At 64.8% G+C, this 22,381-nt stretch carries 27 protein-coding genes and 1 pseudogene; 15 read left to right on the forward strand and 13 right to left on the reverse strand.

The window, feature by feature from the left end; all coding sequences use genetic code 11:
- Window positions 1–33 precede the first annotated feature (33 nt).
- Complete coding sequence (locus LH20_RS08630; RefSeq protein ID WP_053553855.1) at window positions 34–330, forward strand: 4a-hydroxytetrahydrobiopterin dehydratase; 297 nt, start codon at window positions 34–36, stop codon at window positions 328–330.
- Here the strand turns inward: LH20_RS08630 and LH20_RS08635 are convergent.
- The 3 genes and pseudogenes from LH20_RS08635 to LH20_RS22875 all read right to left on the reverse strand — a co-directional run bounded on the left by LH20_RS08635 (window position 327) and on the right by LH20_RS22875 (window position 2,212).
- Window positions 327–671, reverse strand: coding sequence for a DUF2218 domain-containing protein (locus LH20_RS08635; RefSeq protein ID WP_235527158.1), 345 nt, complete (start codon window positions 669–671; stop codon window positions 327–329). The two genes, LH20_RS08630 and LH20_RS08635, sit on opposite strands and share 4 nt — an antisense overlap.
- Window positions 668–1,270 (reverse strand): PadR family transcriptional regulator, encoded by a 603-nt coding sequence (locus LH20_RS08640; protein ID WP_442800453.1) that lies wholly within the window; start codon window positions 1,268–1,270, stop codon window positions 668–670. Before LH20_RS08640 ends, LH20_RS08635 begins: the two co-directional genes overlap by 4 nt.
- A gap of 184 nt (window positions 1,271–1,454) precedes the next feature.
- Window positions 1,455–2,212: pseudogene (locus tag LH20_RS22875) on the reverse strand (IS5 family transposase).
- 306 nt (window positions 2,213–2,518) lie between these two features.
- On the opposite strand from LH20_RS22875, the gene LH20_RS08655 reads away from it, so the two are divergent.
- The 4 genes from LH20_RS08655 to rplL all read left to right on the forward strand — a co-directional run bounded on the left by LH20_RS08655 (window position 2,519) and on the right by rplL (window position 6,193).
- Window positions 2,519–3,934, forward strand: a complete 1,416-nt coding sequence (locus LH20_RS08655) for a glycosyltransferase (RefSeq protein ID WP_200905452.1) — start codon at window positions 2,519–2,521, stop codon at window positions 3,932–3,934.
- On the forward strand, window positions 3,931–4,869 hold the full coding sequence (locus tag LH20_RS08660) for a hypothetical protein (protein ID WP_053553856.1): 939 nt from the start codon (window positions 3,931–3,933) through the stop codon (window positions 4,867–4,869). The genes LH20_RS08655 and LH20_RS08660 overlap by 4 nt, the downstream gene beginning before the upstream one ends.
- Window positions 4,870–5,242: 373 nt before the next feature.
- Window positions 5,243–5,758: a 50S ribosomal protein L10 gene (gene rplJ / locus LH20_RS08665; protein ID WP_053553857.1), complete on the forward strand. Its 516-nt coding sequence runs from the start codon at window positions 5,243–5,245 to the stop codon at window positions 5,756–5,758.
- A 57-nt stretch (window positions 5,759–5,815) separates the two neighbouring features.
- Complete coding sequence (gene rplL, locus LH20_RS08670; RefSeq protein ID WP_053553858.1) at window positions 5,816–6,193, forward strand: 50S ribosomal protein L7/L12; 378 nt, start codon at window positions 5,816–5,818, stop codon at window positions 6,191–6,193.
- Window positions 6,194–6,295: 102 nt separating this feature from the next.
- Here rplL and LH20_RS08675 read toward each other — a convergent pair whose 3' ends face one another.
- Both LH20_RS08675 and LH20_RS08680 read right to left on the reverse strand, forming a co-directional pair.
- Window positions 6,296–7,300 (reverse strand): hypothetical protein, encoded by a 1,005-nt coding sequence (locus LH20_RS08675; RefSeq protein ID WP_053553859.1) that lies wholly within the window; start codon window positions 7,298–7,300, stop codon window positions 6,296–6,298.
- Window positions 7,301–7,506: 206 nt separating this feature from the next.
- Complete coding sequence (locus LH20_RS08680) at window positions 7,507–8,946, reverse strand: 8'-apo-carotenoid 13,14-cleaving dioxygenase (RefSeq protein ID WP_053553860.1); 1,440 nt, start codon at window positions 8,944–8,946, stop codon at window positions 7,507–7,509.
- Window positions 8,947–9,030: 84 nt separating this feature from the next.
- Here LH20_RS08680 and LH20_RS08685 point away from each other — a divergent pair, with 84 nt between their 5' ends.
- Window positions 9,031–9,639, forward strand: a complete 609-nt coding sequence (locus tag LH20_RS08685; protein WP_235527159.1) for a TetR/AcrR family transcriptional regulator — start codon at window positions 9,031–9,033, stop codon at window positions 9,637–9,639.
- Between the two features lie 350 nt (window positions 9,640–9,989).
- A complete protein-coding gene (locus tag LH20_RS08690) occupies window positions 9,990–10,559 on the forward strand; it encodes a DUF6088 family protein (RefSeq protein WP_235527160.1) in 570 nt (189 codons plus the stop codon).
- A gap of 310 nt (window positions 10,560–10,869) precedes the next feature.
- Here the strand turns inward: LH20_RS08690 and LH20_RS08695 are convergent, their stop codons facing one another.
- On the reverse strand, window positions 10,870–11,049 hold the full coding sequence (locus LH20_RS08695) for a PspC domain-containing protein (protein WP_053553863.1): 180 nt from the start codon (window positions 11,047–11,049) through the stop codon (window positions 10,870–10,872).
- Between the two features lie 57 nt (window positions 11,050–11,106).
- A complete protein-coding gene (locus LH20_RS24195; RefSeq protein ID WP_268796105.1) occupies window positions 11,107–11,235 on the reverse strand; it encodes a hypothetical protein in 129 nt (42 codons plus the stop codon).
- A gap of 316 nt (window positions 11,236–11,551) precedes the next feature.
- Here LH20_RS24195 and recF point away from each other — a divergent pair, with 316 nt between their 5' ends.
- Window positions 11,552–12,661, forward strand: coding sequence for a DNA replication/repair protein RecF (recF, locus tag LH20_RS08700; RefSeq protein ID WP_053553864.1), 1,110 nt, complete (start codon window positions 11,552–11,554; stop codon window positions 12,659–12,661).
- Window positions 12,662–12,750: 89 nt separating this feature from the next.
- A complete protein-coding gene (locus tag LH20_RS08705; protein WP_053553865.1) occupies window positions 12,751–13,065 on the forward strand; it encodes a hypothetical protein in 315 nt (104 codons plus the stop codon).
- 13 nt (window positions 13,066–13,078) lie between these two features.
- Here LH20_RS08705 and arsC read toward each other — a convergent pair whose 3' ends face one another.
- On the reverse strand, window positions 13,079–13,423 hold the full coding sequence (gene arsC, locus LH20_RS08710; RefSeq protein WP_053553866.1) for an arsenate reductase (glutaredoxin): 345 nt from the start codon (window positions 13,421–13,423) through the stop codon (window positions 13,079–13,081).
- Window positions 13,424–13,631: 208 nt separating this feature from the next.
- Between arsC and LH20_RS08715 the strand changes: the two genes are divergently transcribed.
- Entirely contained in the window at window positions 13,632–14,354 is a 723-nt protein-coding gene (locus tag LH20_RS08715; RefSeq protein WP_235527161.1) for a murein L,D-transpeptidase catalytic domain family protein, read from the forward strand.
- A gap of 93 nt (window positions 14,355–14,447) precedes the next feature.
- On the opposite strand, the gene LH20_RS08720 is transcribed toward LH20_RS08715, so the two are convergent.
- From LH20_RS08720 to LH20_RS08735, 4 genes are all read right to left on the reverse strand, one after another.
- Window positions 14,448–15,842, reverse strand: a complete 1,395-nt coding sequence (locus LH20_RS08720; protein ID WP_083455357.1) for a L,D-transpeptidase family protein — start codon at window positions 15,840–15,842, stop codon at window positions 14,448–14,450.
- Between the two features lie 151 nt (window positions 15,843–15,993).
- Complete coding sequence (gene accC, locus LH20_RS08725; protein WP_053553867.1) at window positions 15,994–17,349, reverse strand: acetyl-CoA carboxylase biotin carboxylase subunit; 1,356 nt, start codon at window positions 17,347–17,349, stop codon at window positions 15,994–15,996.
- A gap of 8 nt (window positions 17,350–17,357) precedes the next feature.
- Window positions 17,358–17,843, reverse strand: a complete 486-nt coding sequence (gene accB / locus LH20_RS08730; protein WP_053553868.1) for an acetyl-CoA carboxylase biotin carboxyl carrier protein — start codon at window positions 17,841–17,843, stop codon at window positions 17,358–17,360.
- Window positions 17,844–17,912: 69 nt separating this feature from the next.
- Window positions 17,913–18,353: a type II 3-dehydroquinate dehydratase gene (locus tag LH20_RS08735; RefSeq protein WP_053553869.1), complete on the reverse strand. Its 441-nt coding sequence runs from the start codon at window positions 18,351–18,353 to the stop codon at window positions 17,913–17,915.
- Between the two features lie 78 nt (window positions 18,354–18,431).
- Here LH20_RS08735 and thiS point away from each other — a divergent pair, with 78 nt between their 5' ends.
- The 4 genes from thiS (at window position 18,432) to LH20_RS08755 (ending at window position 20,050) form a co-directional block, all read left to right on the forward strand.
- Window positions 18,432–18,632, forward strand: coding sequence for a sulfur carrier protein ThiS (gene thiS, locus LH20_RS08740; RefSeq protein WP_200905453.1), 201 nt, complete (start codon window positions 18,432–18,434; stop codon window positions 18,630–18,632).
- Window positions 18,632–18,988 carry a VOC family protein gene (locus tag LH20_RS08745; protein ID WP_053553870.1) on the forward strand — a complete coding sequence of 119 codons (357 nt, stop codon included), beginning with the start codon at window positions 18,632–18,634 and terminating at the stop codon, window positions 18,986–18,988. The genes thiS and LH20_RS08745 overlap by 1 nt, the downstream gene beginning before the upstream one ends.
- A complete protein-coding gene (locus LH20_RS08750; protein ID WP_053553871.1) occupies window positions 18,985–19,761 on the forward strand; it encodes a bifunctional sulfur carrier protein/thiazole synthase protein in 777 nt (258 codons plus the stop codon). The genes LH20_RS08745 and LH20_RS08750 overlap by 4 nt, the downstream gene beginning before the upstream one ends.
- A gap of 106 nt (window positions 19,762–19,867) precedes the next feature.
- Complete coding sequence (locus LH20_RS08755; RefSeq protein ID WP_053553872.1) at window positions 19,868–20,050, forward strand: CsbD family protein; 183 nt, start codon at window positions 19,868–19,870, stop codon at window positions 20,048–20,050.
- 71 nt (window positions 20,051–20,121) lie between these two features.
- On the opposite strand, the gene LH20_RS08760 is transcribed toward LH20_RS08755, so the two are convergent.
- A complete protein-coding gene (locus tag LH20_RS08760) occupies window positions 20,122–21,519 on the reverse strand; it encodes a DUF1254 domain-containing protein (RefSeq protein WP_053553873.1) in 1,398 nt (465 codons plus the stop codon).
- A gap of 125 nt (window positions 21,520–21,644) precedes the next feature.
- Here LH20_RS08760 and LH20_RS08765 point away from each other — a divergent pair, with 125 nt between their 5' ends.
- Window positions 21,645–22,379 (forward strand): Crp/Fnr family transcriptional regulator, encoded by a 735-nt coding sequence (locus LH20_RS08765; RefSeq protein WP_053553874.1) that lies wholly within the window; start codon window positions 21,645–21,647, stop codon window positions 22,377–22,379.
- Window positions 22,380–22,381 lie beyond the last annotated feature (2 nt).

Genomic DNA, 22,381 nt, shown 5'->3' on the forward strand with positions numbered 1-22,381 from the left:
GGCGGCACGGCTTGACCAGCGGGAGAAGAAGCAGTGGTTCAGAAACTCAGCGACGAGGCGCGCGCCGCGCTCCTCGCCCGTTTTCCCGACTGGACGCATGATCCTGATCGCGATGCGATCCGGCGGCGTTTCCAGTTCGCCGATTTCGCGCAGGCCTTCGGCTTCATGACGAGCGTCGCGATCATCGCGGAGAAGATGGGCCATCACCCCGAATGGGCGAACGTCTACAACCGCGTCGATATCCTGCTGACCACACATGATTGCGATGGCCTGTCGGAGCGCGACGCCCGTCTTGCCGAAGCCATCGAGCGGCTGGCCGGATCGGCCTAGCCGCTCGGCAGCGCTCGCCAGTCAAATGCGAGCGGGGCTTCGCGGAATGCAAAGCGATCGAGGTGGCGCGCGACAGCGCCTTTCAGCGCTTCGAGCTGTCCCTCCGCGCTCGCCTCGATCCGCACGGCGAGCCCGTCCGCAGCTGCCTCGAAGGCCACGATCGCATCGCCCGGCCAGTCGGCCCCGCGCGTGTCCCTGGGAAAGCATATCTTGCCGCCCTCGGGGGTGAATTCGACGGCCAGATTATGCTGCCAATGCTTGCAGAGCTGGTGCAGATATTTGCCTGCATTAAGGGTGGGAACATGCGCTGCGGCGGATATGGCGATGCTGCCCTCGCTCACAGTCGCTCGATCTTCTGCGCTGCCTCGTCGATGAGGGCGACGATGGCGTTGAGCGTTTCGGTATCCACCTCGCGGCCGCCCAGCCGGTTGATCAGCACCTGACGCAAATTGCCCATGGCGCGGCGGACGGAGGCTGCATCGGTTCGCTGGCGTTCTTCGCCGATTGCAGTCAGGCGCGCGATGAGGGCCGCGATGCGGTCCTGGTTGGCGTCGAGCTCTGCCTGGCCCTCGGGCGTGATTGCGAAGAGCTTCTTTGAACCCTCGCTTTGCTGCGCAGCAATCTGGCCCATGTCATCGAGCAGGGTGAGGGTGGGGTAGATGACCCCGGGGCTCGGTGCATAGGCGCCGCCTGTCAGTTCCTCGATCTGGCGGATGAGGTCGTAGCCGTGCCGCGGCTCGTCGGCGATCAGCTTTAACAGGACGAGCCGGAGCTCGCCGCTGTCGAACATCCGCCGCCGCGGACCGCGGCCGGGGCTGTCATCGCCGTGGCGCCCGCCAAAACCGCGCCCGAAACCATGGCCGAAACCGTGACCCCGGCCGCCGCGATGCATTGCGTGGCGGTGGCCGCAGCGGCCAGTGACATCCATGTGATTGCGCATTTATCTTCCTTAGTGTGTTTCAAGATGGCTCTAAGATATATCTTACAAACATTTCTTCAAGGGCCTTTCGTTCGCGACGAAAAAAGGGCCGGCGGTGAAAGCCGGGAGGCACCACTCGGTTCGTCGATTCTGAACGTCGCCATGACTTGACTAGTTTTCATTTGAAACTAGGGTCGAGACTCAATCACAGCCAGAAGGCGACGGCAGCGGCGAGGCTTACGGCGGATAGGAAGTTGCGGGCGAGCTTGTCGTAACGAGTAGCGATGCGGCGGAAGTCCTTGAGGCGGCAGAACATGGCCTCGACCCGCCAGCGGTCCTTGTAGCGGCGTTCGTCATACTGGATCGGGCGCTTGCGGTTGCGCCGTCCGGGGATCACCGGGATCGTGCCCTGCTCTCGTAAGGCGGCCCTGATGCGGTTCGCGTCGTAGCCACGGTCGGCGATCACCCGCTTCATGCCGATAGTTTCACCGATCAGTAGGTCTGCGCCTTTCACATCAGATGTGTTGCCGGGCGTCAGGACGAGGCGCAGTGGTCTTCCGAGAACATCGACAAGCGCGTGGATCTTCGTTGTCCTGCCTCCACGCGAGATGCCAATGGCATTGGCCCGCGCCCCCCTTTTGCGCCACCGGCAGAGCGGTGAGCCTTGATGTAGCTGCTGTCGATCTGGCCGGTCTCCGCGATCCAGCCTTGCTCGGTCAGCGCCGCCAGGATGCGCGTCCAGATGCCGCGGCGGCTCCACCGGTTCCAGCGATTGTAGACCGTCGTCGAAGGGCCGTATTCGGACGGGCAGTCCGCCCAGCGGCCACCACACTTGAGCATGTGGATGATGCCCGAGATCACCCTGCGATCATCGACCCGCCGCGCTCCGGGCTGGTTCTTCGGCAGGTGGGGCTCGATCGCCCGCCATGCTTCATCCGACAGCCAGAACAACGAACGCGACATCTCCAACAGCCTCCTGCTTCAGTGGAGACTCCCTGAATCAATGTACACGCCGATTTTCAAGAGGCTGATTGAGTTTGGACCCTAGGAGCCCGCATCGCTGAGACCGCGGAAAAGATGCGGCCGCAAGAAATCTGCAGGGCCCGGGCCTCGTTCGCGTCACGCGACGGCCCTTGGGCGAATGCAGAGATTTTCGTTTTGAACATCCATCGGCCCCTTTGCGGGTGGTTTATCGGATTTTAACGGTGCGCCGTTAACGACCGAGGCCTCTCGTATTGGACCAGAAAACGAGATTGTGGGACTCAAATCATGTCGGGGACAAGCACGGCGCGAGGGCGTATTGCCGTCGCCGCGAACGACCGCGCAATGCCCAGCGGCTCGGCGGGCGAAGAGGAATGGCGCCGCATCTATCTGGGCGTGCGGGGCAAGTTCCTGCTGGCGCTGCTGATCGCGGCGAGTTGGACGGCGCTCAGCGTCTGGCTGTCGCGGCGCTGGCTCATTGATCTTGCCGCGGTGACGAACTGGGCGTTCGCGCTCGTCTCGATCATCTTCATCGCCTACGTGCCGGGGTTCATGAATGCCTTTCTGATCGCGACGCTGTCGCTCGATCGCAGGCCTCTTGCCCGGGCTCCCGCGAAAACGCTGCCCGGCGTTACCGTCCTCGTCGCGGCTTACAATGAAGCGGGTGGTATCCGTGACACGCTGACGAGCCTCGCGCGCCAGGATTATGGGGGACCGCTTGAGGTCCTCATCCTCAACGACGGCTCGTCGGACGAAACCGCGAGCATCGTGCGCGAAGAGCTCGCCTCGCTCCCGCTGCCAAGGGACGCGGTCTTCACGCTCCATGACTTCAGCGTCAACCGCGGCAAGTCGGCCGTGCTGAACGACGGTCTGCGCGCGGCAGCGCACGACTTGGTCGTGACGGTCGACGGAGACTGCTGGATGCGGAGCAACGCGCTCACCCAGATCGTCAGTCGCTATCTTTCCGACCCCGACAATACGGTCGCGGTGGCTGGGGCGGTGATGGTCCGCAATTCACGGACCAACCTTTTGACCCGCGCGCAGGAGTGGGACTATTTCCACGGCATTGCGTCGGTGAAGCGGATGCAGGGCATGTACCACGGCACGCTCGTCGCGCAGGGTGCCTTCTCGCTCTATCGCCGCGATGCGCTCGAAGAGGTCGGCGGCTGGCCCGAATGCGTCGGCGAGGACATTGTGGTCTCATGGGCGCTGCTCGAGCGCGACTATCGTATCGGCTACGCCGACAATGCGCTGGCCTTCACCAACGTGCCCGAAGGCTTCCGCCAGTTCGCGCTGCAGCGCAAGCGCTGGTCACGCGGTCTTATGGAGGCGTTCAAGGCGCATTGGCGCCTGCTCTTCAAGCGGCGGATGTCGACGCTGTTCATCTGGTGGAACGTCTGCTTCCTGCCGCTCGACCTTGTCTACAGCTTCATCTTCATTCCGGGGATCATCCTCGCGATGTTCGGCTATTACTATATCGCGGGGCCACTGACGCTCGCGGTCCTGCCGCTCGCAGCGCTCTGGAACATCGTCATCTTCCGCATTCAGCGCGGCGTCTTCGAAGGCCAGGATCTGAAGGTCCGGCGCAATCCGATGGGATTTCTCTTTTACGCTCTGGCGTACAGCCTCCTGATGCAGCCGGTTTGTGTGTGGGGCTATGCCGCCGAGATCATCGGGATGAAAAAGAAATGGGATACCAAGTGAAACGGACATCGATCATCGCCGCGGCGATATTCCTCGCTTCGGCGGGCCTGCCGGCGGGAGCGCAGGAGGGTGCGCATGTGCCCGCTGAAGCGGAAGCCCCGGCGAGCCGCGCGGTGGGGCTCGATCTTTTCGTCTCGACCGACGCCGACAACACCGACGTCTACCGCGCAGGTGTCAATCTGGACCTTCGCTATCGCGGCCAGCAGGACTATCTGGGCGTGCGCGCCGAAAAGGCCTGGTACCGCCCGCTCGGCCAGAAGACGGTGGGCAAGGAGCGCGTCTTCCTGCGCTATGCCGATAGCGGCGGACATTGGGCGTGGAATAGCCAGGTTGGCACCGACGGCGACACGGTGATCGGGTCGGCCTCGATCCACGACGATGCTGCCTTCCGGAAGGAATTCTTCATCGAGCGCGACGTCGTCGAGACGCCGCGGGGGGTAAATGAGGGCATTTATTACACGTTCGCGGGCGCGGCGCTCGACCTGCCGGTCGATGATCGCAATAGCTTTACCCTCGTCGCGGGTGCGCAGGAGTTCACCGGCAAGAATGTTCGCCTCCACGCGCGCGCGAACTATGTGCATGTGGTGGAACCCGAATGGGGGCTGAGCGCTCAGCTTCGCACGCGCTATTTCCGCAGCACCAGGCCTGGCGAATATGATTATTATTCGCCGCGCTGGTACGCCCAGATTCTCCCCGTCCTCCAGGTGCGGCGCTTCAGCGGCGGCTGGCGGTACATGGCCGCGGGCGGAGTTGGCGCGCAGCGCGATGCGATCAGCGACTGGCGTGCCTCCTATTTTGCGGCCGCCGAGGTCACGAGCCCCGAGGTCGGCCGCGGCTGGTATGGGAAGGCGAGCGTCCAGTACAACAATATCCCGCAAAACAGCGGCGCCTATGATTATGGACAGGCAATGCTCGGGATCGCCCGCGCCTTTTAAGCTCGCGCCGAGTGTCTCCAGGCCATCCGCTGCGGAAATCTCCAGCAGTCTCATATGTACTGAACCCGGACACGGCCTTGACTTTGCGGCGCCCACCGCTATGAGGCGGCCCGTGTCGCCGTGGCCTCGGTCCCGGCGATTCCGTCCGAGACAGTTGGTGAAGGGACTTTGCCCTTCTTAATTTCCAGCCGAGACGGGGAACAGTCTTTATCGGTCGCCCGCCCCAGACGGCGTCGCGGCTTGACCGACCCCATCGGACATCGTTGCGCAGGTTGAGGCGGGATCCGTCCCGCGTCTGCCTGCGTGTGTTAGCCGCCCGGCGGCGCGCGTGCCTTGTGCACGCTCGCATTCGGGCAAGAGTGGAGAAACAGGCATGGATCGTGCTGAAAAGGCCGAAGCCGTATCTGCGCTGAACGCTACGCTGTCGAATGCTGCCTCGGTTGTGATTGTTCGCAACCTTGGTCTTACCGTCGCTCAGTCGACGGTGCTTCGTCAGCAGATGCGCGACGCCGGGGCGAGCTTCAAGGTCACGAAGAACCGCCTGGCCAAGATCGCGCTCGATGGCACGCCCTACACCGGCATCGGCGACCTGCTGACCGGCCCCACGGCCATTGCGGCTTCCACCGATGCGGTGGCGGCGGCGAAGGTCGCGGTGGAATTTGCCAAGACCAACGACAAGCTTGAGATCGTCGGTGGCGGCATGGGGGACGTGGTTCTCGACGTGGAAGGCGTGAAGGCGCTCGCGGCGCTGCCGTCGCTCGACGAACTGCGCGGCAAGCTCGTTGGCCTGCTCCAGGCTCCGGCCACCAAGGTTGCCCAGATTGCGGCGGCCCCGGCTGGTCAGCTGGCGCGGGTCTTTGGTGCCTATGGCGCCAAGGAAGCGGCATAATTTTTACCTACCCCTAACAATTCACCGGGCTTTCCCCGGTTCTGATGGAGAATGAAAATGGCTGATCTTGCTAAGATCGTTGACGACCTGTCGGCGCTGACCGTTCTGGAAGCTGCCGAGCTTTCGAAGCTGCTCGAAGAAAAGTGGGGCGTTTCGGCCGCCGCTGCCGTGGCGGTTGCCGCTCCGGGCGGTGCGGGTGCTGCTGCTCCCGCCGCTGAAGAGAAGGACGAGTTCGACGTCATCCTGACGGGCGACGGTGGTCAGAAGATCAACGTCATCAAGGAAGTCCGCGCGATCACCGGCCTGGGTCTTGGCGAAGCCAAGGCGCTCGTCGAAGGCGCGCCGAAGGCCGTCAAGGAAGGCGTGAACAAGGCCGAAGCCGAAGAGCTGAAGAAGAAGCTCGAAGCGGCCGGCGCGACCGTCGAACTGAAGTAATTCAGCTCACGGGACGGGGCCGGTTCGCCGGCCCTCGCTTTTCCGACAAGAAAAAGGGCGGTGCCACGCGGCGCCGCCCTTTTTCATGCTCTGCTCGCAAAATCAGGGACGATTCCATCCCGGGCGGAGCGCGCCCTTGCGGCCGGGCCCCGCTTCAGGGCGACGGACCTCCTGCTCAAGGGGAGCAGGCTCGGCGCGCTGCGACACCTCCCAGGCGCTCGCGGGCTTGCGGCGCAGATCCTTCTGGTCCGCGAGCGTGTCCGCATAGGCCTGGCGCTCCTTCTGGTCGAGGAAGCGCGCACGCTTCATCCGCTTGGAGAGCGTCGCGAAGGGATTGTCGGGCGTTGGGCCCGCCATTGCGAGCGCCTGATGGCGGCCCATGCTACCGTGCGATGCCGGGAAGGCGGGGATTGCCTGCGGCGCACGAGGCGGGGTACGCTTCGGTGCGACCGGCGGATTATAGGGCATCGCCTCGGCCGCTGCCATCTCCTCATAGCTCATACCAGGCGCGCTATTTTCACCGCCGCGGCGGCGGCGCGCGAAGGCAAGACCCGCGCCGCCCGCAAGGAGCAGCGCAGCGGCCCCGCCGACAAGCTCCCAGGGAAAACCATCGTCCGCGGCGGCGCGCTCATCTGTTGCGAGCGGCGCGGTATCCGCTACCGGCTCGGGCTCGCTCGTCATGGGGACGGGGAGCGGCTCGGCGGAGGTGTCCGCGGGGGCTGCGGCGCGCGAGGCCTCAGCCGGCGCCGGTGCCGCAGTCCTGGGAGCCGCGGGAGCCGCGCGCTCGCTGCGCTCCGCCGCGACAGGGCGTTCAGCGCGCTTGGGGACCGGGGCCACCTGGGCTTCGGCCTTGACCGCGGGCTCGGCAGGCGCCGGAAGATCGAGTGGGACGCGGATCACGGGCTTGGGCGCCGGCGCAGTCTCCTCGACCGTCGGGGTCGTCGGGGCCGGCGCCGGGGCTGGTACGATGACGGGCGGAGGCGCGGCCACGGGCGAGGTCATCGGAACATTGGGGGCGTCCTGCGCAAAGGCGGCAGGAGCGGTGATAGCCAGGAACGCGGCAATCGCGCTCGTGGCGGGACGGGAGAGGGGATTATTCTTGCTCATAGTGAAGGAGAAACGGGCAGCGCGCCCAAAGCGCTGCTCAAAACCTGCAGATTTCACGATGAGCGGTGGCTACCGGACGGCATGATGAAGAAATGCGCCGTCGCAAAAGCTCGCGAGGGGGCGCTTTTGCGAAGTGGGCCGCTCCGCAGGCTCGGTTTAGAGCCCGGGTCGGGGATAGCCGGGCCCTGGGGAAGGACCGGCCAGCATCAGTCGGCCACCCAATTGCCGTGAAAGCCGGGCGGGACCCGGTGTGGAAGGTGAACGATGGCTTGCGGTGGTCCCGTAAAATCGTCGGCGTTGAGGATCACCAGGTCCGTCGTTTCATCGTTCATGTCGACGACGAGTCCAATCAGCCAGCCATCATCTTCGGCGCCTTCGGCCGCGCGCGGGACGAAGACAAATTCGCCGGGGTGGCGCCCGGGGCCGAAGTCGCGGGTGTCGGTGACGCCCCGGTCGAGGTCGTGGCGGAAAAGCCGCGTGTCGGCGATTTCGAGCTCGCCCGGCCCATCGGGGAGGGCGACACTGTAGATATAGCGATAGGGACGCGTCGTGCGCCGTTCGTCGTAACGGGGGAACTCCTGGTTATGATCGTGGATGACGGTGCGGGTGGTCACTCCTTGGACGGGATCGATCGTCCAGCGCTCCATGCGCGAGCGCGGGCTGTCGGGACCGCGTTTCGATTCGGCGAACATCGTCTCATGCGCTGCGACATCGACGATCACCTTGCCGTCCCCCGTTTCAAAAGCATTGGCGGGATGAAAGACGTAGCAGGGTTCAACCGGTACCCATATGACCTCGCTTCCCGCGCCCGTCCGGGGGAGAAGGCCGACGCGTGCGGGATGCGCCGGGTTCCATGCATAGGGGAAGCGGTAACCTGCGAGCAGCGACTTCATCGAGAAGGTCACGGGCAGATCGAAGACGAGGACATGGTTTTCGGTGATCGCGCAGTCGTGGATCGAGGGACCATCGGCGACTGCAATGGCTTCCTCGCGGATGACATGCGCCTCGGCATCGAGGACGACGTGCCAGACGGTGTTCAGCTGGTCGCCCTGATAGGTGATCGCGTGGGTTTCGTTCGTGAAGGGATCGTGGTGGGGGTGGGCGGTATAGGGGCCCGCGAGCGTCGCATCGAAAGGATTGTGCGCGATGGTGTCGAGCGTCTCCGACAGTTCAACGGGCTTGCCGCCTGCCTCGACGATCGCAAAGGTGCGCCCTGCGAGGCCGACGACATTGGTGTTGGGCGCATCGGATCCCTCGGTGCGCGGGCCGGGAGGGATCTCCTCGCCGAGCTTTGCGCACGCCTCCGCGCCGCGCACCCAGCGATTGCGATACCAGCGCGCGGCGCCGCCCTCGATGCGGATGCCGTGGACCATGCCGGCGCCGGTGAACCAGTGATAGCTTGCCGGGTCGGGGGGGAGAGCCGGGTTGGGGCCATTGCGCAGATAGCGGCCCGAGAGCGCCGCGGGGATTTCGCCCTCGACCCGCAATTCCTCGAGCGTCATCTCCTCCTCCATCGGCCGATGGATGCCGGTGAGATAGGGATGGGCGTCGACCGGGCGCGGGAGGCGCTTTCGGTTAAAGCCTGCGACCTTGCCGATGCCTTTGGTGACCGCGCTGCGGATCAGGGTTTCGACGTTGCTGGCCATGGCACTTCTCCTTAAGCCCGAGGTTGGCGGTGCCGCGATGCGTGGGTTGCGGAACCGACTCGCTATGTTTACAGTGGAAACATGATGGCAAGCAAAGATAACAGTGTCAACATAAAAGATGCGCCTGCGAAGCCCGCGCGCAGCTATCATCATGGTGATTTGCGCGCGGCGGTGATTGCGGCGGGGCTGAAGCGGCTCGGCGAGGGCGATGCGGGCGAGCTCGGGCTGCGCGCGCTGGCGCGCGACGTCGGGGTGAGCGCGACCGCGCTCTATCGGCATTTTCCCGACAAGGAGGCGCTGCTCGACGCGCTCGCCGACGAAGGACTGCGGCGGCTTGGCGCCCTCCAGGCGCAAGCCTGGCTGAAGGCCGGCGGCGGGCGCGCGGGGTTCAAGGCGACCGGCATCGCCTATGTCCGCTTCGCGCACGACGAGCCTGCGCTCTTCCGTTTGAGCTTCACGCGCCAGATGCCCGAGCGCAAGGGCGAGGAGGAGGGCGACGGCGGCGAGGTCGCCTACAATCTCTTGCGCGCTGGCGTGGGCGAGGTGTTCCCCGCGGAATCGGTCGACACCGCCGCCCTGCACGCCTGGGCGCTCGTTCACGGCCTTGCGATGCTGATCCTTGATCGGCGCGTCGCATGGGACGAGGACATGGTCGCGCGCGTCGTGGGGCTGACCTTCGGCGGGGTCGATTGACGGGCCGAGCGGATCGGCGGTGCGGGCGCGTCACCTTTCCCTCCAAGCTGATAGTTTCTTCGCGTCGGGCGAGAGGAAGGTGGTGTATTTCTGTTTTGGGCCCTGCTGTTCGCGGCAGCGCCGGCGGGGGCCGCGCGGGACAACAGCATTTTAGTAGGCGAGGCGGTCGTAACGGGGCAGCGTGCCTCGGCAGACTTTCAGCTTTGCCCGAAGGTCGACTGACTAGCCTGTGCCGGTCCTTGCTCGCCATGGCTGACGCTATAGGTTGAACCGCGGCGCAATTCTCCTATATATGATGTCGGTAAGGTCGTATTTTGGCAATCAGAATGACATCGCTCACATCGCAGATCATGGATCGTTTGAACAGCGGCCGCGAGCTTCGGCGAGCGGAGCTTAGGTTGAATGCGGCCGACGATTCCGTCGGACGTGTCCTCCGTAAGCTCGTCGCCGAGAAGAAAATCGTGCGGGTGGGGCGCGGCCGTTATCGTAAGGTCGGCAACAAATCTTCGCCGCCCGCCAAAACGATCGCCGAAGCTGTCGCGGCCAAAATCCGGCGATCTAAGCGCAATGTTTTTCTGCGCAAGGATTTCGAAAAGCTGGGCAGTTATGACGCCGTCGGGCGCGCGCTACGACGCGCCGAGGCGTCGGGTATTGTCGTTCAGATCGGTTACGGTCTGTATGCGAAGGCTGAGCGCTCGACGTTTACCGGGCGCGCGGCGCCCGTCATCGGGATCAGACGGTTGGCAAGCGAAGCGCTCGCGCGGCTGGGTAAGAGGACAGCCGCCTCCTCATTCGACGACGCCTATAATCGCGGTCGCTCGACGCAGGTGCCGACGGGCCGAACGATCCAGGTGAAGGACCGTGTTCGCCGGCGGATCGGCTACGACGGCAAATATGTCATTCTCGAACGCGCCGGCTGAAAGCGAGGCCGCATCACGCTGACGATCGTCAATCCTGATCAGTATCGCGATCAGATCATCAAGCTGATAGCGGCGGAAGCGCTGAAGAGTGCGGCGGCATTCGCACCCGGTTATGGGGTCGAGGTTGCAGGGCTCAGCGAGCAGTTGATCTGGGCGCAGGCGAGCGCGACCGAGGTATTTCTCTACATCCCATATCGCTTTACGATAAGGCCCAAGTAAAAGGGCCCACCGGTGTGGCCGGTGAGCCCCTGGTCCTTGGGAATGTGCGGGCCGGTAGAGCAGCGCCGTGAGGGCGACCGGCCCGGTGCTGCTAGGGCGCGAGGATCGCGACGGTGAGGTAGAGCAGCAGCGGCAGGCCGAAGCCCAGCAAAGTCAGCGCCACAAAGGCGACGCGCGTCCACAAGACGTCGAAGCCGAAGTTGTCGGCCATCCCGGCGCAGACGCCGAAGACCATTCCATTGCGACGGTTCTTGCGAAAACCCTGTTTCATTTCTTTCCTTTCGATCCCGGCGCGAGCACCGGCGTCATTGTGCGAACCGGCCGCTGGTCAGATGACCAGACGGCCGAATTCGGCAGCATTCGGGCCGACAGCGGCCAGGAACATCAGCGAGCAGTAGAGCGAAGCAACCGCGGCGATCGCGTAGCTTTTGAGCGATTCGGAGTTGAAGTGAGCCATTTTGAAATCCTTTCTTTTCCTCCCATCCGGACCATCCGGCTGGATGCCAACACTAATGCAGGAGGCGTGCCAATTTCATTCAGCCCCAGTTAACCGCCGTTTTTTGGGCTTTGAAATATAATTACGTTGTGATTTTTGCGGTGTGATGGGGAAAATTGCCGATGAGAGGAAATTTTTGCGGAAACCTCTTGGCCTCGGCCCTCTCGCGCGCTCGATAGGCGCATCGCAGCCTCGGCGTTGCGCGCGGCCGGGATGAAGGCATCGGCGCGAATGAGGGATTTCCCTCGGCGGCGGAAATATCCTAGGCGCTCTTACGATGACGCTCACTCGCCTCTCGCTCACGGATTTTCGCAATCATGCGGGCGCCGACATGAGCGCCGGGCCGGGGCTAGTCGCGCTCCACGGCGACAATGGCGCGGGGAAAACGAATATCCTCGAGGCGATTTCACTCCTGGCGCCCGGTCGCGGGCTCAGGCGCGCGCCGCTTGCCGAGATGGTGCGTGACGGCGCGAGCGGGGGGTTTGCAGTATTCGCCGAGGTCCTCGCAGGCGAAGGGCTCGCCCCGGTCGCGCTCGGCACCGGGATCGAACCCGCGCATCCGGGGCGCCGGCTCGTGCGGATCAACGGGAGCGCGGCGGCTGCCACCGCGCTCGGCGAATGGCTCGCCGTGCTCTGGCTCACCCCAGCGATGGACCGGCTGTTCGTTGAGACCGCGGGGAACCGGCGGCGCTTCCTCGACCGGCTCGTTCTCGCACTCGACCCGCGACAGGCGCAGCATGGCAACCGCTATGAGGCGGCGCTGCGCGCGCGCGGCAAGCTGCTCGCCGATCCCGCGGGCGCCGACGCGCGGTGGCTCGCGAGCCTCGAGGCGCAGCTCGCCGAGCATGGCGCGGCTATCGATGCTGCACGGCAGCGCACGCTGGCAGCGCTTTCCGCCGAGCTCGCGCAGCAACCTGATGCCCCCTTTGCGCGGCCCCTCCTCACGCTCGTCGGCGGCGACGGGACGATGCGCGCCGGGCCGTGGAGCGAGGAGGCCTTGCGCGATCTATTCGCCGAGCGACGCCGGGTCGACGCGGCGGCAGGCCGCGCGACCGCCGGGCCGCACCGCGATGACCTCGCCGCGGTCCATGCCGCGAGCGGACGCGCGGCGGCGCGCTGCTCGACCGGCGAGCAGAAAGCGATGCTGCTCTCGCTCGTCCTCGCGCACAGCGACAGCGTTGCGCGCGCGCGCGGGCATCGGCCCGTGGTGCTCCTCGACGAGGTGGCGGCGCATCTCGACCCCTCACGCCGAGCGGCGCTCTATGAGCGGCTCGCAGGGCAGGGCGGACAGGCGTGGCTGACGGGCACCGAGGCGGCGCTGTTCGAGGATATGCCAGGGTCGGTGAGGCGGTTCCGGATTGCCGGGGGGCGGATTTCGGCGGGGTAGGCGAGCGATTGGTCCCGCAATATACTGCGGCCCATCGTGCAATGCGGGAGAGAGAAATGCGCCTAAGCTCGGCCCTGCTGATAGGAGCCATGCTTTTCAGCGACGCTGCCGCCAAGCAGCCCGCGGCGGACACTCGCGATGTCGAAGTTTTGGGACGGCTTGAGAATCTGTATGATTATGAGCCGACGAACCTTCCCGACGACCTGCTGGGCCACGGCCGGATGACAGCGAAATTTTATGTGGCGCGAGTCTTGCGCGGTCCGCGGCTTCCGCCTGTGGTCACCGTGCAGTATTTCGGGCACACTTTCATCAAGAACGGAAGAATGCGCCTGAAGCTACGGCGCGATGGCGATATTTACCTTGTCTGTGCCACCACTGGGAGCGTCGGGTTTCAATGCCCTTGATACAGGCGACCGACTAAAGAATCTCCCGCACCAGATCCTGCGGGCGGCAGAAGCGGACGCCCTTGTCGGTCTCGACAAACGGGCGATTCACATAGGCGGGATTGGCGACCATCGCGGCGATGATCTCGTCCTCGCTCGCATCTGCAAGGCCGCGCTCTTCGGCGTCGGTACCGCGAAGGCGGAGCGCCTCCCTAGCGGTAAGGCCGGAGTCCCTAAAAATCTGCCGCAGCTTGTCGGCGGTGTAAGGGGTCTTGAGATATTCGACGACGGTCACCTCGACGCCCGGCGTTTCTTCGAGGATTGCGAGCGTCTTGCGCGAGGTGCCGCAAGCGGGATTGTGCCAGATAGTCGCTTTCATGTGGACGCTCTATCGTTCCGTCACGGGCGGGGCAAGGGCCGGGCCGGTATGCCGTCCGCCCATGTAAACCCGTTGTTCATGGCGATTATGGCACAACACCCCGTATGACGAAGAAGATGTGTCTTGCCTTTTTAGGGCAAGTTGCGGCTATTCTCCCGACGAAGGACCGCCAGAGGCGGCATGCGGGGTTGGGTTGCAAGTGAAGAAGATGATCGATCGCAGGTCGATGCTGGCGGGGCTCGCAAGTGCGGGGGTCTTGGCCGCGACGGACGCGCGTGCGCAGGTCCCGGGCTGGATCTCGCAGCACCCGCAGGCGCCCACCGCGGCGCCCGTTGACTATCTCGCGGTCGCGCGCGCGCAGCTTGGGCGCGAGGGCAATCGGATTGCGGTCACCGACCGGGTCGGCATCGTCGATTTCGGGCTTCCCTCCTCGCGGCCGCGCTTTGCGCTCGTTGACATGATCGCGGGGCGGATCGATCTGTACCCGGTTACCCATGGCCGCGGTTCGGACCCGCAGCATGATGGCTGGCTCAAGAGTTTTTCCAACACGCCGGGCAGCCTAGCAACCTCGCGCGGCGCGTACCGCACCAGCGACTATTATTGGGGCGCAAACGGATCGTCGATGCGCCTCGTCGGGCTCGACCCCGACAACAGCAATGCCGACATGCGCGCAATTGTCGTTCACGGCGCCTGGTACGCCAATCCGTCTCTCATCGCGACGCAGGGCAAGCTTGGACGTAGCGAGGGCTGCTTCGTCTTCGGCGAGGAATTGCTCCCGCAGATTCTCTACAAGCTCGGTCCCGGACGGCTGTTGTTCGCCGACCGGCTGAGCGCCCCGCCGCCCCAGCCCGTGCTGCCGCCGCTGCCGGGGACGGAGAATATAGTCCGCACCGGCACGGCAAGCGGGGCATTGCCCGGGACGGCCGACTAAAGCGTCGGTGGGCTGAGACGAGGCTGCCGCGAACAGGCCGCTCAGCGCTCCTCAGCCTTTTGCCGGATCGAGCGCCCGGCTCCGGATGATCGCTTAATAAATCCCCGACATCCCGGGCGCGGCCGCGCGCGGCGCGCTCGCGGGCGCCGCTGGCCCGGTGGCGGTGACAGTGGGGACCACCTGCGGCGGGGTGGGGGAGACCAGCACCGCGGCGGGGCGGCCCGGCTTGGTGAAGCTCGCGACGACGGGGGCGTCGCGGCCATAGATATCGGCGAGCTTCTTCACGCCGCCCTTGCCGTCGGGCACGACGGTCCAATAGGCGACATAGACGGGGAAGGGCTTGTCAAAGCCGAAGCGCGTCGTCTTGCCGCTGGCGATCGCCTCGCCGAATTCTTCGGGCGACTTTCCTGCGAACATCACTGCCATCAGGCCCGAGAAATGAAGCGCCTTTTCGGTGCGGATACAGCCGTGGCTGAACGCGCGCTTCTCTGCCGCAAAGGCGCCCTTCGACGGCGTATCGTGAAGGTAAATGGCGTGCGGGTTCAGCATCTCCATCTTCATCACGCCGAGCGCGTTGCCCGGCCCCGGCTGCTGGACAACCGAAAGCGTGTTGCCCTTTCCGGTCCAGGTGTAGCCCTGCGCGCGGGCGCGGGCGGGATTGCTGGCGATGGTCGCGCCAATACCCTCGTTGATGATGCTCCGCGGGAGCGTCCACGTCGGGTTGACGATGATGCCGGTCGCCAACGGGTTGAGCTGCGGTGTCGGGGTCGAGGGCTTGCCGACGACGGCCTTGTGCGTCGCGATCACGACGCCCTCGTGGACGACGCGCGTCATATATTCGGGAACATTGCTGACGACATAGCCTGCGCCAAGGTCGCGCGGCATCCACCGCCAGCGCTCCATGTTGACGCGGATAACATCGGCTTCGGCGGGCGTCTTGGCCGAGGCGAGCGCGGCCTTCAGCAGCGCGAAGGTCGGGTGAACGGGGTTGAGCCCGCCGAGCACGGCGGGAATATCGTTCGCGGTCAGTGCATAGCTCAAAAGCGGAAGCAGCGGGGTGCTGTCGGCGTCGCTGTCGGTCATGAACCACTGCTTGCGCGCGGCGTTCGGTGTGCGGCCGTCGCGCAGATGCGTCGCGAGCAGAAGGAAGCTGTCGGTCGCCACCTTGTCGAGCAGCGCCTGGTTGCCGCTGGCGAGCGCGGCCTTAATCCCCTCGGGATTATAATCCTTCGGGAAAAGTCCCTCGCCCTCGACCGCCGCGATGAAATCGAGCAGCGCGCGGGCATTGTCTTCGGACCAGCTCGGCAGATTTGCTTCGGCAAGCGTTTCAACGACGGGGGCGTCGTCGGTGACCTTGTCGGGCTGGAGGATGACCGAATCCTCCTTGACGTCGGTCGGCGCGGTCTGCGCAAGGACCGGGACAGCCGCGAGTGCGAGCGGGAGAAGGAGCGCCGCAGCAGACGCGGAAAAGGGAGAGATTTTGACCATGGCGCTTGCCATAGCCAAAATGAAAGGGGTTTGGAAGGCGCGCCGACAGCGCGTGCGGCGCGTTTTTGCGAGCGCAGCGGAGCGAGCAGGGGAGGCCTAACCGCTTAGCATTTCTTCATTTCGCCCGTGGCGCGGGAATGGCCCTTGCAGGCTAGGCGGCGCCGTCCTGCTGCGCGAGCCACTCCTCGAGCCATTTGATCGTATAGTCGCCGTCGATCACGTCGGGCGCGGCAAGCAGCGCCTGGTGGAGCGGAATATTGGTCTTGACCCCGCTCACCACCATTTCCTCAAGCGCACGGCGCATCCGCATCATGCAGCTTTCGCGCGTGCGGCCGTAGACGATGAGCTTGCCGATCATGCTGTCGTAATAGGGCGGGATCGCATAGCCCGCGTAGAGCCCGCTATCGACGCGGACGTGCATGCCGCCTGCGGGGTGATATTGGGTGACCTTGCCGGGTGAGGGCAGGAAGCTGCGCGGGTCTTCGGCGTTGATGCGACATTCCATCGCATGACCGCGAAATTCAAGGTCCTCCTGCCGCACCGACAGGCCGCGCCCATCGGCGATGCGGATCTGTTCGCGTACGAGATCAAAGCCGGTGATCATCTCGGTCACCGGATGCTCGACCTGGATGCGGGTGTTCATCTCGATGAAGAAGAACTCGCCATTTTCCCACAGAAACTCGATGGTTCCCGCGCCGCGATAGCCCATCTTGGCCATGGCATCGGCGCAGATCTTGCCCATGCGCGCGCGTTCCTCGGCCGAGATGACGGGCGAGGGCGCTTCCTCGAGCACTTTCTGGTGGCGCCGCTGGAGCGAGCAGTCGCGCTCGCCCAGGTGGATCGCATTGCCCTGGCCGTCCCCGAATACCTGGAACTCGATGTGGCGCGGGTTACCGAGATATTTTTCCATATAGACGGTCGGATCGCCGAACGCCGCCGCCGCTTCGGACGAAGCCTGGCCCATCAGGTTTTCAAGGCTCGCCTCGTCGGGCACCACCTTCATGCCGCGTCCGCCGCCGCCCGAGGCGGCCTTGATCAGCACCGGATAGCCGATCTCGCGCGCAAGCCTTTTCGTCTCCTCGCCATAGGTGACGGCGCCCGGCGAGCCCGGGACCACCGGCAGGCCGAGTTCGACCGCGGTGCGCTTCGCTTCGACCTTGTCGCCCATCGTGCGGATATGCTCCGCCTTCGGGCCCACGAAGATCAGACCATGCGCCTCGATGATCTCGGCGAAGCGGGCGTTTTCGGACAGAAATCCGTAGCCGGGATGAATCGCGTTGGCGTTGGTGACTTCGGCGGCCGAAATGATCGCGGGAATATTGAGATAGCTGTCCTTTGCCGCGGGCGGGCCGATGCACACCGCCTCGTCGGCAAGGCGGACGTGCATTGCGTCGGCATCGGCGGTCGAATGGACCGCGACGGTCTTGATGCCCATTTCGTGGCACGCGCGGTGGATGCGCAGCGCGATCTCGCCGCGATTGGCGATCAGAAGTTTCTCGATGCTCATGGGCTGAATCAGCCGATAGTGAACAGCGGCTGGTCGAACTCGACCGGCTGGCTGTTCTCGACATGCACCGCCTGAAGCGTGCCCGACCTCGGCGCGGTGATCGGGTTCATCACCTTCATCGCTTCGATGATGAGGATGGTGTCGCCTTCCTTCACCGCCGCGCCTGCGCTCGCAAAATTGGGCGCGCCAGGCTCGGGTGCAAGATAGACGGTGCCGACCATCGGCGAACGAACTGCATCGGCAAAGGCATCGGCAGCGGGCGCTGCGGGAGCTGCCGCGGGAGCGGCCGGCGCAGCCGGGGCTGCGGGCGCAGCGGCGGCGGGAGGGGCGTATGCCATCGGTGCGGCGGCCGCGGTCAGGGTGCGCGCCACGCGCACCTTGCGATCGCCATCCTCGACCTCGATTTCCGAAAGCTGCGTGTCGTCGAGCAGTTCGGCAAGCGCGCGCACGAAGGCCGGATCGATGTTGATGCCCTGCTCTTTATGGTCACCCATTTGTATTTTCCTGTTGTTGCGGCGCCGGATCGGAGGCGCCCTGACCCCTATTTATGATCGCGCCTCTTGTCAGAAGCGCGCGGCGGCGTCCAGCGCCAGCGTGTAACTCTCGGCGCCGTGCCCCGCGAAATGAGCGGCCGCTGCCATCCCCACATAGCTGATATGACGAAATTTTTCGCGCTTCATCGGGTCCGAGAGATGAACCTCGATCACCGGCACCTTGATCGACTTGATCGCGTCGTGGATCGCGATCGAGGTGTGGGTATAGCCGCCCGCATTGAGAAGCACGGCTTTCGCGCCGGCGACATAGGCCTCGTGCAGCCAGTCGATGAGTACGCCTTCATGGTTCGTCTGGCGGCATTCGAGCGAAAGGCCGAGCTTTTCCGCCTGTGCCTCGAGGCGGGCGTGAATGTCATTGAGCGTGTCATGGCCGTAAATCTCGGGCTCGCGCGTGCCGAGCAGGTTGAGATTGGGGCCGGAGAGGACGTAGACGATGGGCTTGTCGGTCAAAAGGCGGGCTTTCGGTTGCGGCAAATCACGCTCCCCCTATATGGGCTGCTTGGCAAAAGGCAAAGCAAGGGTGCAGCGGTGATTTCGATCGTCCTCAACGGCGAACAGCGGCAGGTGCGCAGCGGCAGCATTGCCGATCTCGTCGCCTCGCTGGGACTCGATGTGAAGAAGGTCGCGGTCGAGCGCAATCGGGAGATCGTGCCGCGCTCGACGCTCGCCGATGTCGCGCTCGCCGAGGGCGATGTCCTGGAAATCGTCCATTTCGTTGGAGGCGGCTGATGGCCGCTGCGAGGATCGTACCCAATCGCTACACCGGCGATGCCGGGGCGGGGGCAAGCTTCTTCAACGATGTGCTGGGGCTCGAAACCGCGATGGCGATGGATTTCATCACCATCTATCGTTCGCCCGCGCAGCCGATGGCGCAGATCAGCATCCTCAGCGAAGACCCCTCGGGCCTGCGTCCCGCCTATTCGGTCGGGGTCGACGACGTCGATGCGGTCCACGCGCGCGCCATCGAGGCGGGGCACGAGATCGTTTATGCCCTGCGCGACGAGCCCTGGGGTGTCCGTCGCTTCTTCGTTCGCGATCCGCTCGGCGACATTGCGAATATCGTACAGAATAAGGATCGAGTGTGAGCAGTATCGACAGTTGGAGCGTTGCCGGGCGGACATTCACCTCGCGGCTGATCATCGGCACCGGGAAGTACAAGGATTTCGAGCAGAATGCGGCCGCGGTCGAGGCCTCGGGGGCCGAGATCGTCACCGTCGCGGTGCGCCGGGTCAATGTGTCCGATCCAGCCGCGCCGATGCTCACCGACTATATCGACCCCAAAAAGATCACCTACCTGCCGAACACCGCCGGCTGCTTCAACGCCGACGACGCGATCCGCACGCTAAGGCTCGCGCGCGAGGCGGGGGGATGGGACCTGGTGAAGCTCGAGGTGCTCGGCGAGGCAAAGACGCTCTATCCCAATATGCGCGAGACCCTTGAGGCCACCGAAGTGCTCGCCAAGGAAGGCTTTTTGCCAATGGTTTATTGCGTCGATGATCCGATCGCGGCGAAGCAGCTCGAGGACGCCGGTGCCGTTGCCATCATGCCGCTTGGCGCGCCGATCGGGTCGGGGCTCGGCATCCAGAACCGCGTCACGATCCGCCTGATCGTCGAGGGCGCCTCGGTGCCGGTGCTTGTCGATGCTGGCGTCGGCACCGCAAGCGACGCGGCGGTGGCGATGGAACTTGGCTGCGACGGCGTGCTGATGAACACTGCGATCGCCGAGGCAAAGGATCCCGTTCGCATGGCGCGCGCGATGAAGCTCGCGGTCGAAGCGGGACGCGATGCCTATCTTGCAGGGCGGATGGGCCAGCGCCGCTACGCTGATCCATCGAGCCCACTCGCCGGGTTGATCTAGATTAATTTTCGCCTTTTTGGTGGGGCGCTCAGGCGGAACACTGACGGCCCGGACTCGTTGATCTGTCGTGAGGCATGTGCCTCGTTCCAGCCAAGGAGATCTCCCCGTGGGTGAATTCAAGGACAAAACGAAAGGCCTCGCCAACGAAGCCGCCGGCAATGCCAAGCAGGCGGTTGGCGACGCGACTGACAATGAGCGCCTGCGCGCCGAAGGCGCAGCGCAGGAAAGGAAGGGCGAAGCCCAGAACCTGACCGGCAAGGTCAAGGGCGCGCTTGGCGACAAGATCTGACGCGGCCTCCCTCGATTGAAAATAAAGGCCTCCGGCAAAGCTCGGGGGCCTTTTTCATATAGCCTGTCCGATCAGGGCAGCCGCCGGAGGGGCGGCGGCGTCCAGCGACCATCGAGCGCTTCGCGCCGCGGCAGGTAGAGGCGCAGGTTCATCGTGAAGGGCCCGTCGGGGGCCGGCAGCCAATTGGCCTCCCTTTCAGCGCCGGGGTTCTCGTTCTGGATAAAGAGATCGAGCGAGCCGTCTGCGTTGAAGTGAAGCTTGTCGCGGTCGCCGATCGCAAAGCGGTCGATCGGATTGGCTACGAAGAACTGGTCGGCCCCATACATGGTCAGCGACCAGAAGGCGTCGGCGGGCGGGAGGTTCTCCTTGTCAAAATGAAGGACATAGCGCGCTGCGCCGGTGAGGAGCTTCCCCTCGCCATCGAGCGGAACCATCGGATAGATGGCCTCTTCGGGCGGCAGGGCGCCAAGCCCCGCAAAGCCTATGAAGGCGCGCTGGAGATAGTCGTTCCCGTAGACGCCGAGCGCATTCCCGAGTGCGACCCAGCCATTTTTGGTGAGGCTGAGGCCCCGGCGCCTTTCGGCGATGCGCCGATAGGCATCGGCCGCGGCGCGGGTGAGCCCGCGCTCGACCGCAGGGTCCGCGGCGGCAAGATCGAAGCTTTGCCCCGGCACCAGCCCGATACGCTCCATGCGCAGCAGCATCGCATAGTCGCTCGCGTGCGGCGGGTTGCGCTTCAGCGTCTCGGCAAAGAGCGCAAAGAAAGCGGCGGGCGTCATCCGCGCGACCTGATCGGCGGGCGGGGTCTTCATGTCGACACCGGGGTCGAAGCTCACCTCCTGTGCGGGGCGGGATTTTCCCGATTGCGACAAGGGCGCAGCGGCGAACCCGGCCTGCAGCGCATGCACATGATCATAGTCGGCAGCGCCATTGGTCTGGATACGCCCGATGATCCATCCCTGCTCGGTGGGGCTGCGGAGCATCCGCACGCCCTTGGGGAGCTTTCCCGCCCAGCGCGGGCCGACGAGCGCGACGGTGCCGCCGCCGTTTCCCGTCGTTCGCGTGCCGAGTGCTGCGAACACTTCGGTCCACATGTCCATGATGGGGACCACATGATAGCGCCCCGCGGTGTCCGGCAGCGTCAAGAGCAGCGGTTCCTTGCCGACATCGAACCAGAGGGTCGAATAGAGGGTGTCGGCGTTCGGCCGCACGACATCCTTGAAACTTGCGTCGGGGTAGGCCTTCATGTGGGCGAACTGATTCATCGGCGCGCGCATGCGGTCCCCGCCGGCATTGGTCGAGACGCGGCGCGTGACCTCCATGAGCACCATCGGATAGGCGTAGGTATAGGCCTCAAGGCCGATGGCGTAGGCGTCTTCTTCGGTCACGGGCGCTGTCTCAGGCGCGGCTTTCACCGGTCCGGTGAGAAGCGCTGCTGCCATCGCGGCAAGGGCAAGAAGCATTTTCATGGCGCATGGGTCTCCTCTCGGGCCTCGCGTACACGCCCTTCACCGCCAAGTCTGTCAGCGAGCCGACAATCTCTACTGGGAATCTATCGCGCACCCCCTAAAACGGCGAGGGAAGGGGAGTGGATATGCGAGCGAGGCTCGAGGCCGACCGATCGCAGGGCCGTTGGGGCAAGGAGGAGCGAATAGAGGCGCTTCGTCTTTGCCCGCTTTTTTGCAACTGGCCCGAGGCGCGGCTTATCGAGCTCGGCGCAGTCGCCCGCGCCCAATTTTACGCGCGCGGCGCCGACATAGGCGCGCAAAGGGCGCAGCGCCGCGAGGTGATTGTCGTCGCCGAGGGCGGCGTCGAGATCTGCAGCGCTTCTGCCGAGGGCAAGCGCTTCGTCCTCGGTCTTGCCGGCGCGCCCGACGTGCTTGCACTGGTGCTGCTTTTCTCGAAGGTGCGACTGCCTTACGAATTCCGGGCCTATTCCGAGAGCGTGCTGCTCCACCTGCCGTGCGATGCGCTGACCGCAATCCTTGATGCTGAGCCTATCCTCTGGCGCGACGTCGCACTCCTCCTTTGCACCCGGCACGGCGACAGTCTGCGCCTTCTCCACGACCAGACGCTCGGCTCGCTCGAACAGCGGATGGCGGCGACGCTGGCTCAGCTTGGACGGATTCACGGCATCGCGGCGCAAGGGGGCACCGAAGTCGGGCTCCGGCTGCCGCAGGAGCAACTGGGCGCGATGCTCGGGGTCACGCGGCAGAGCGTCAACCGCGTGCTGCGCGGCATGGAGCGCGCCGACTTGATCGCGATCGATTACAACCGCATCACGATCCGTGACGTCGCCGCGCTCGAGGCAATCGCGCGGGAGGGCTAATG

The sequence above is a fragment of the Sphingopyxis sp. 113P3 genome (genome assembly GCF_001278035.1).
Taxonomy (GTDB): Bacteria; Pseudomonadota; Alphaproteobacteria; order Sphingomonadales; family Sphingomonadaceae; genus Sphingopyxis.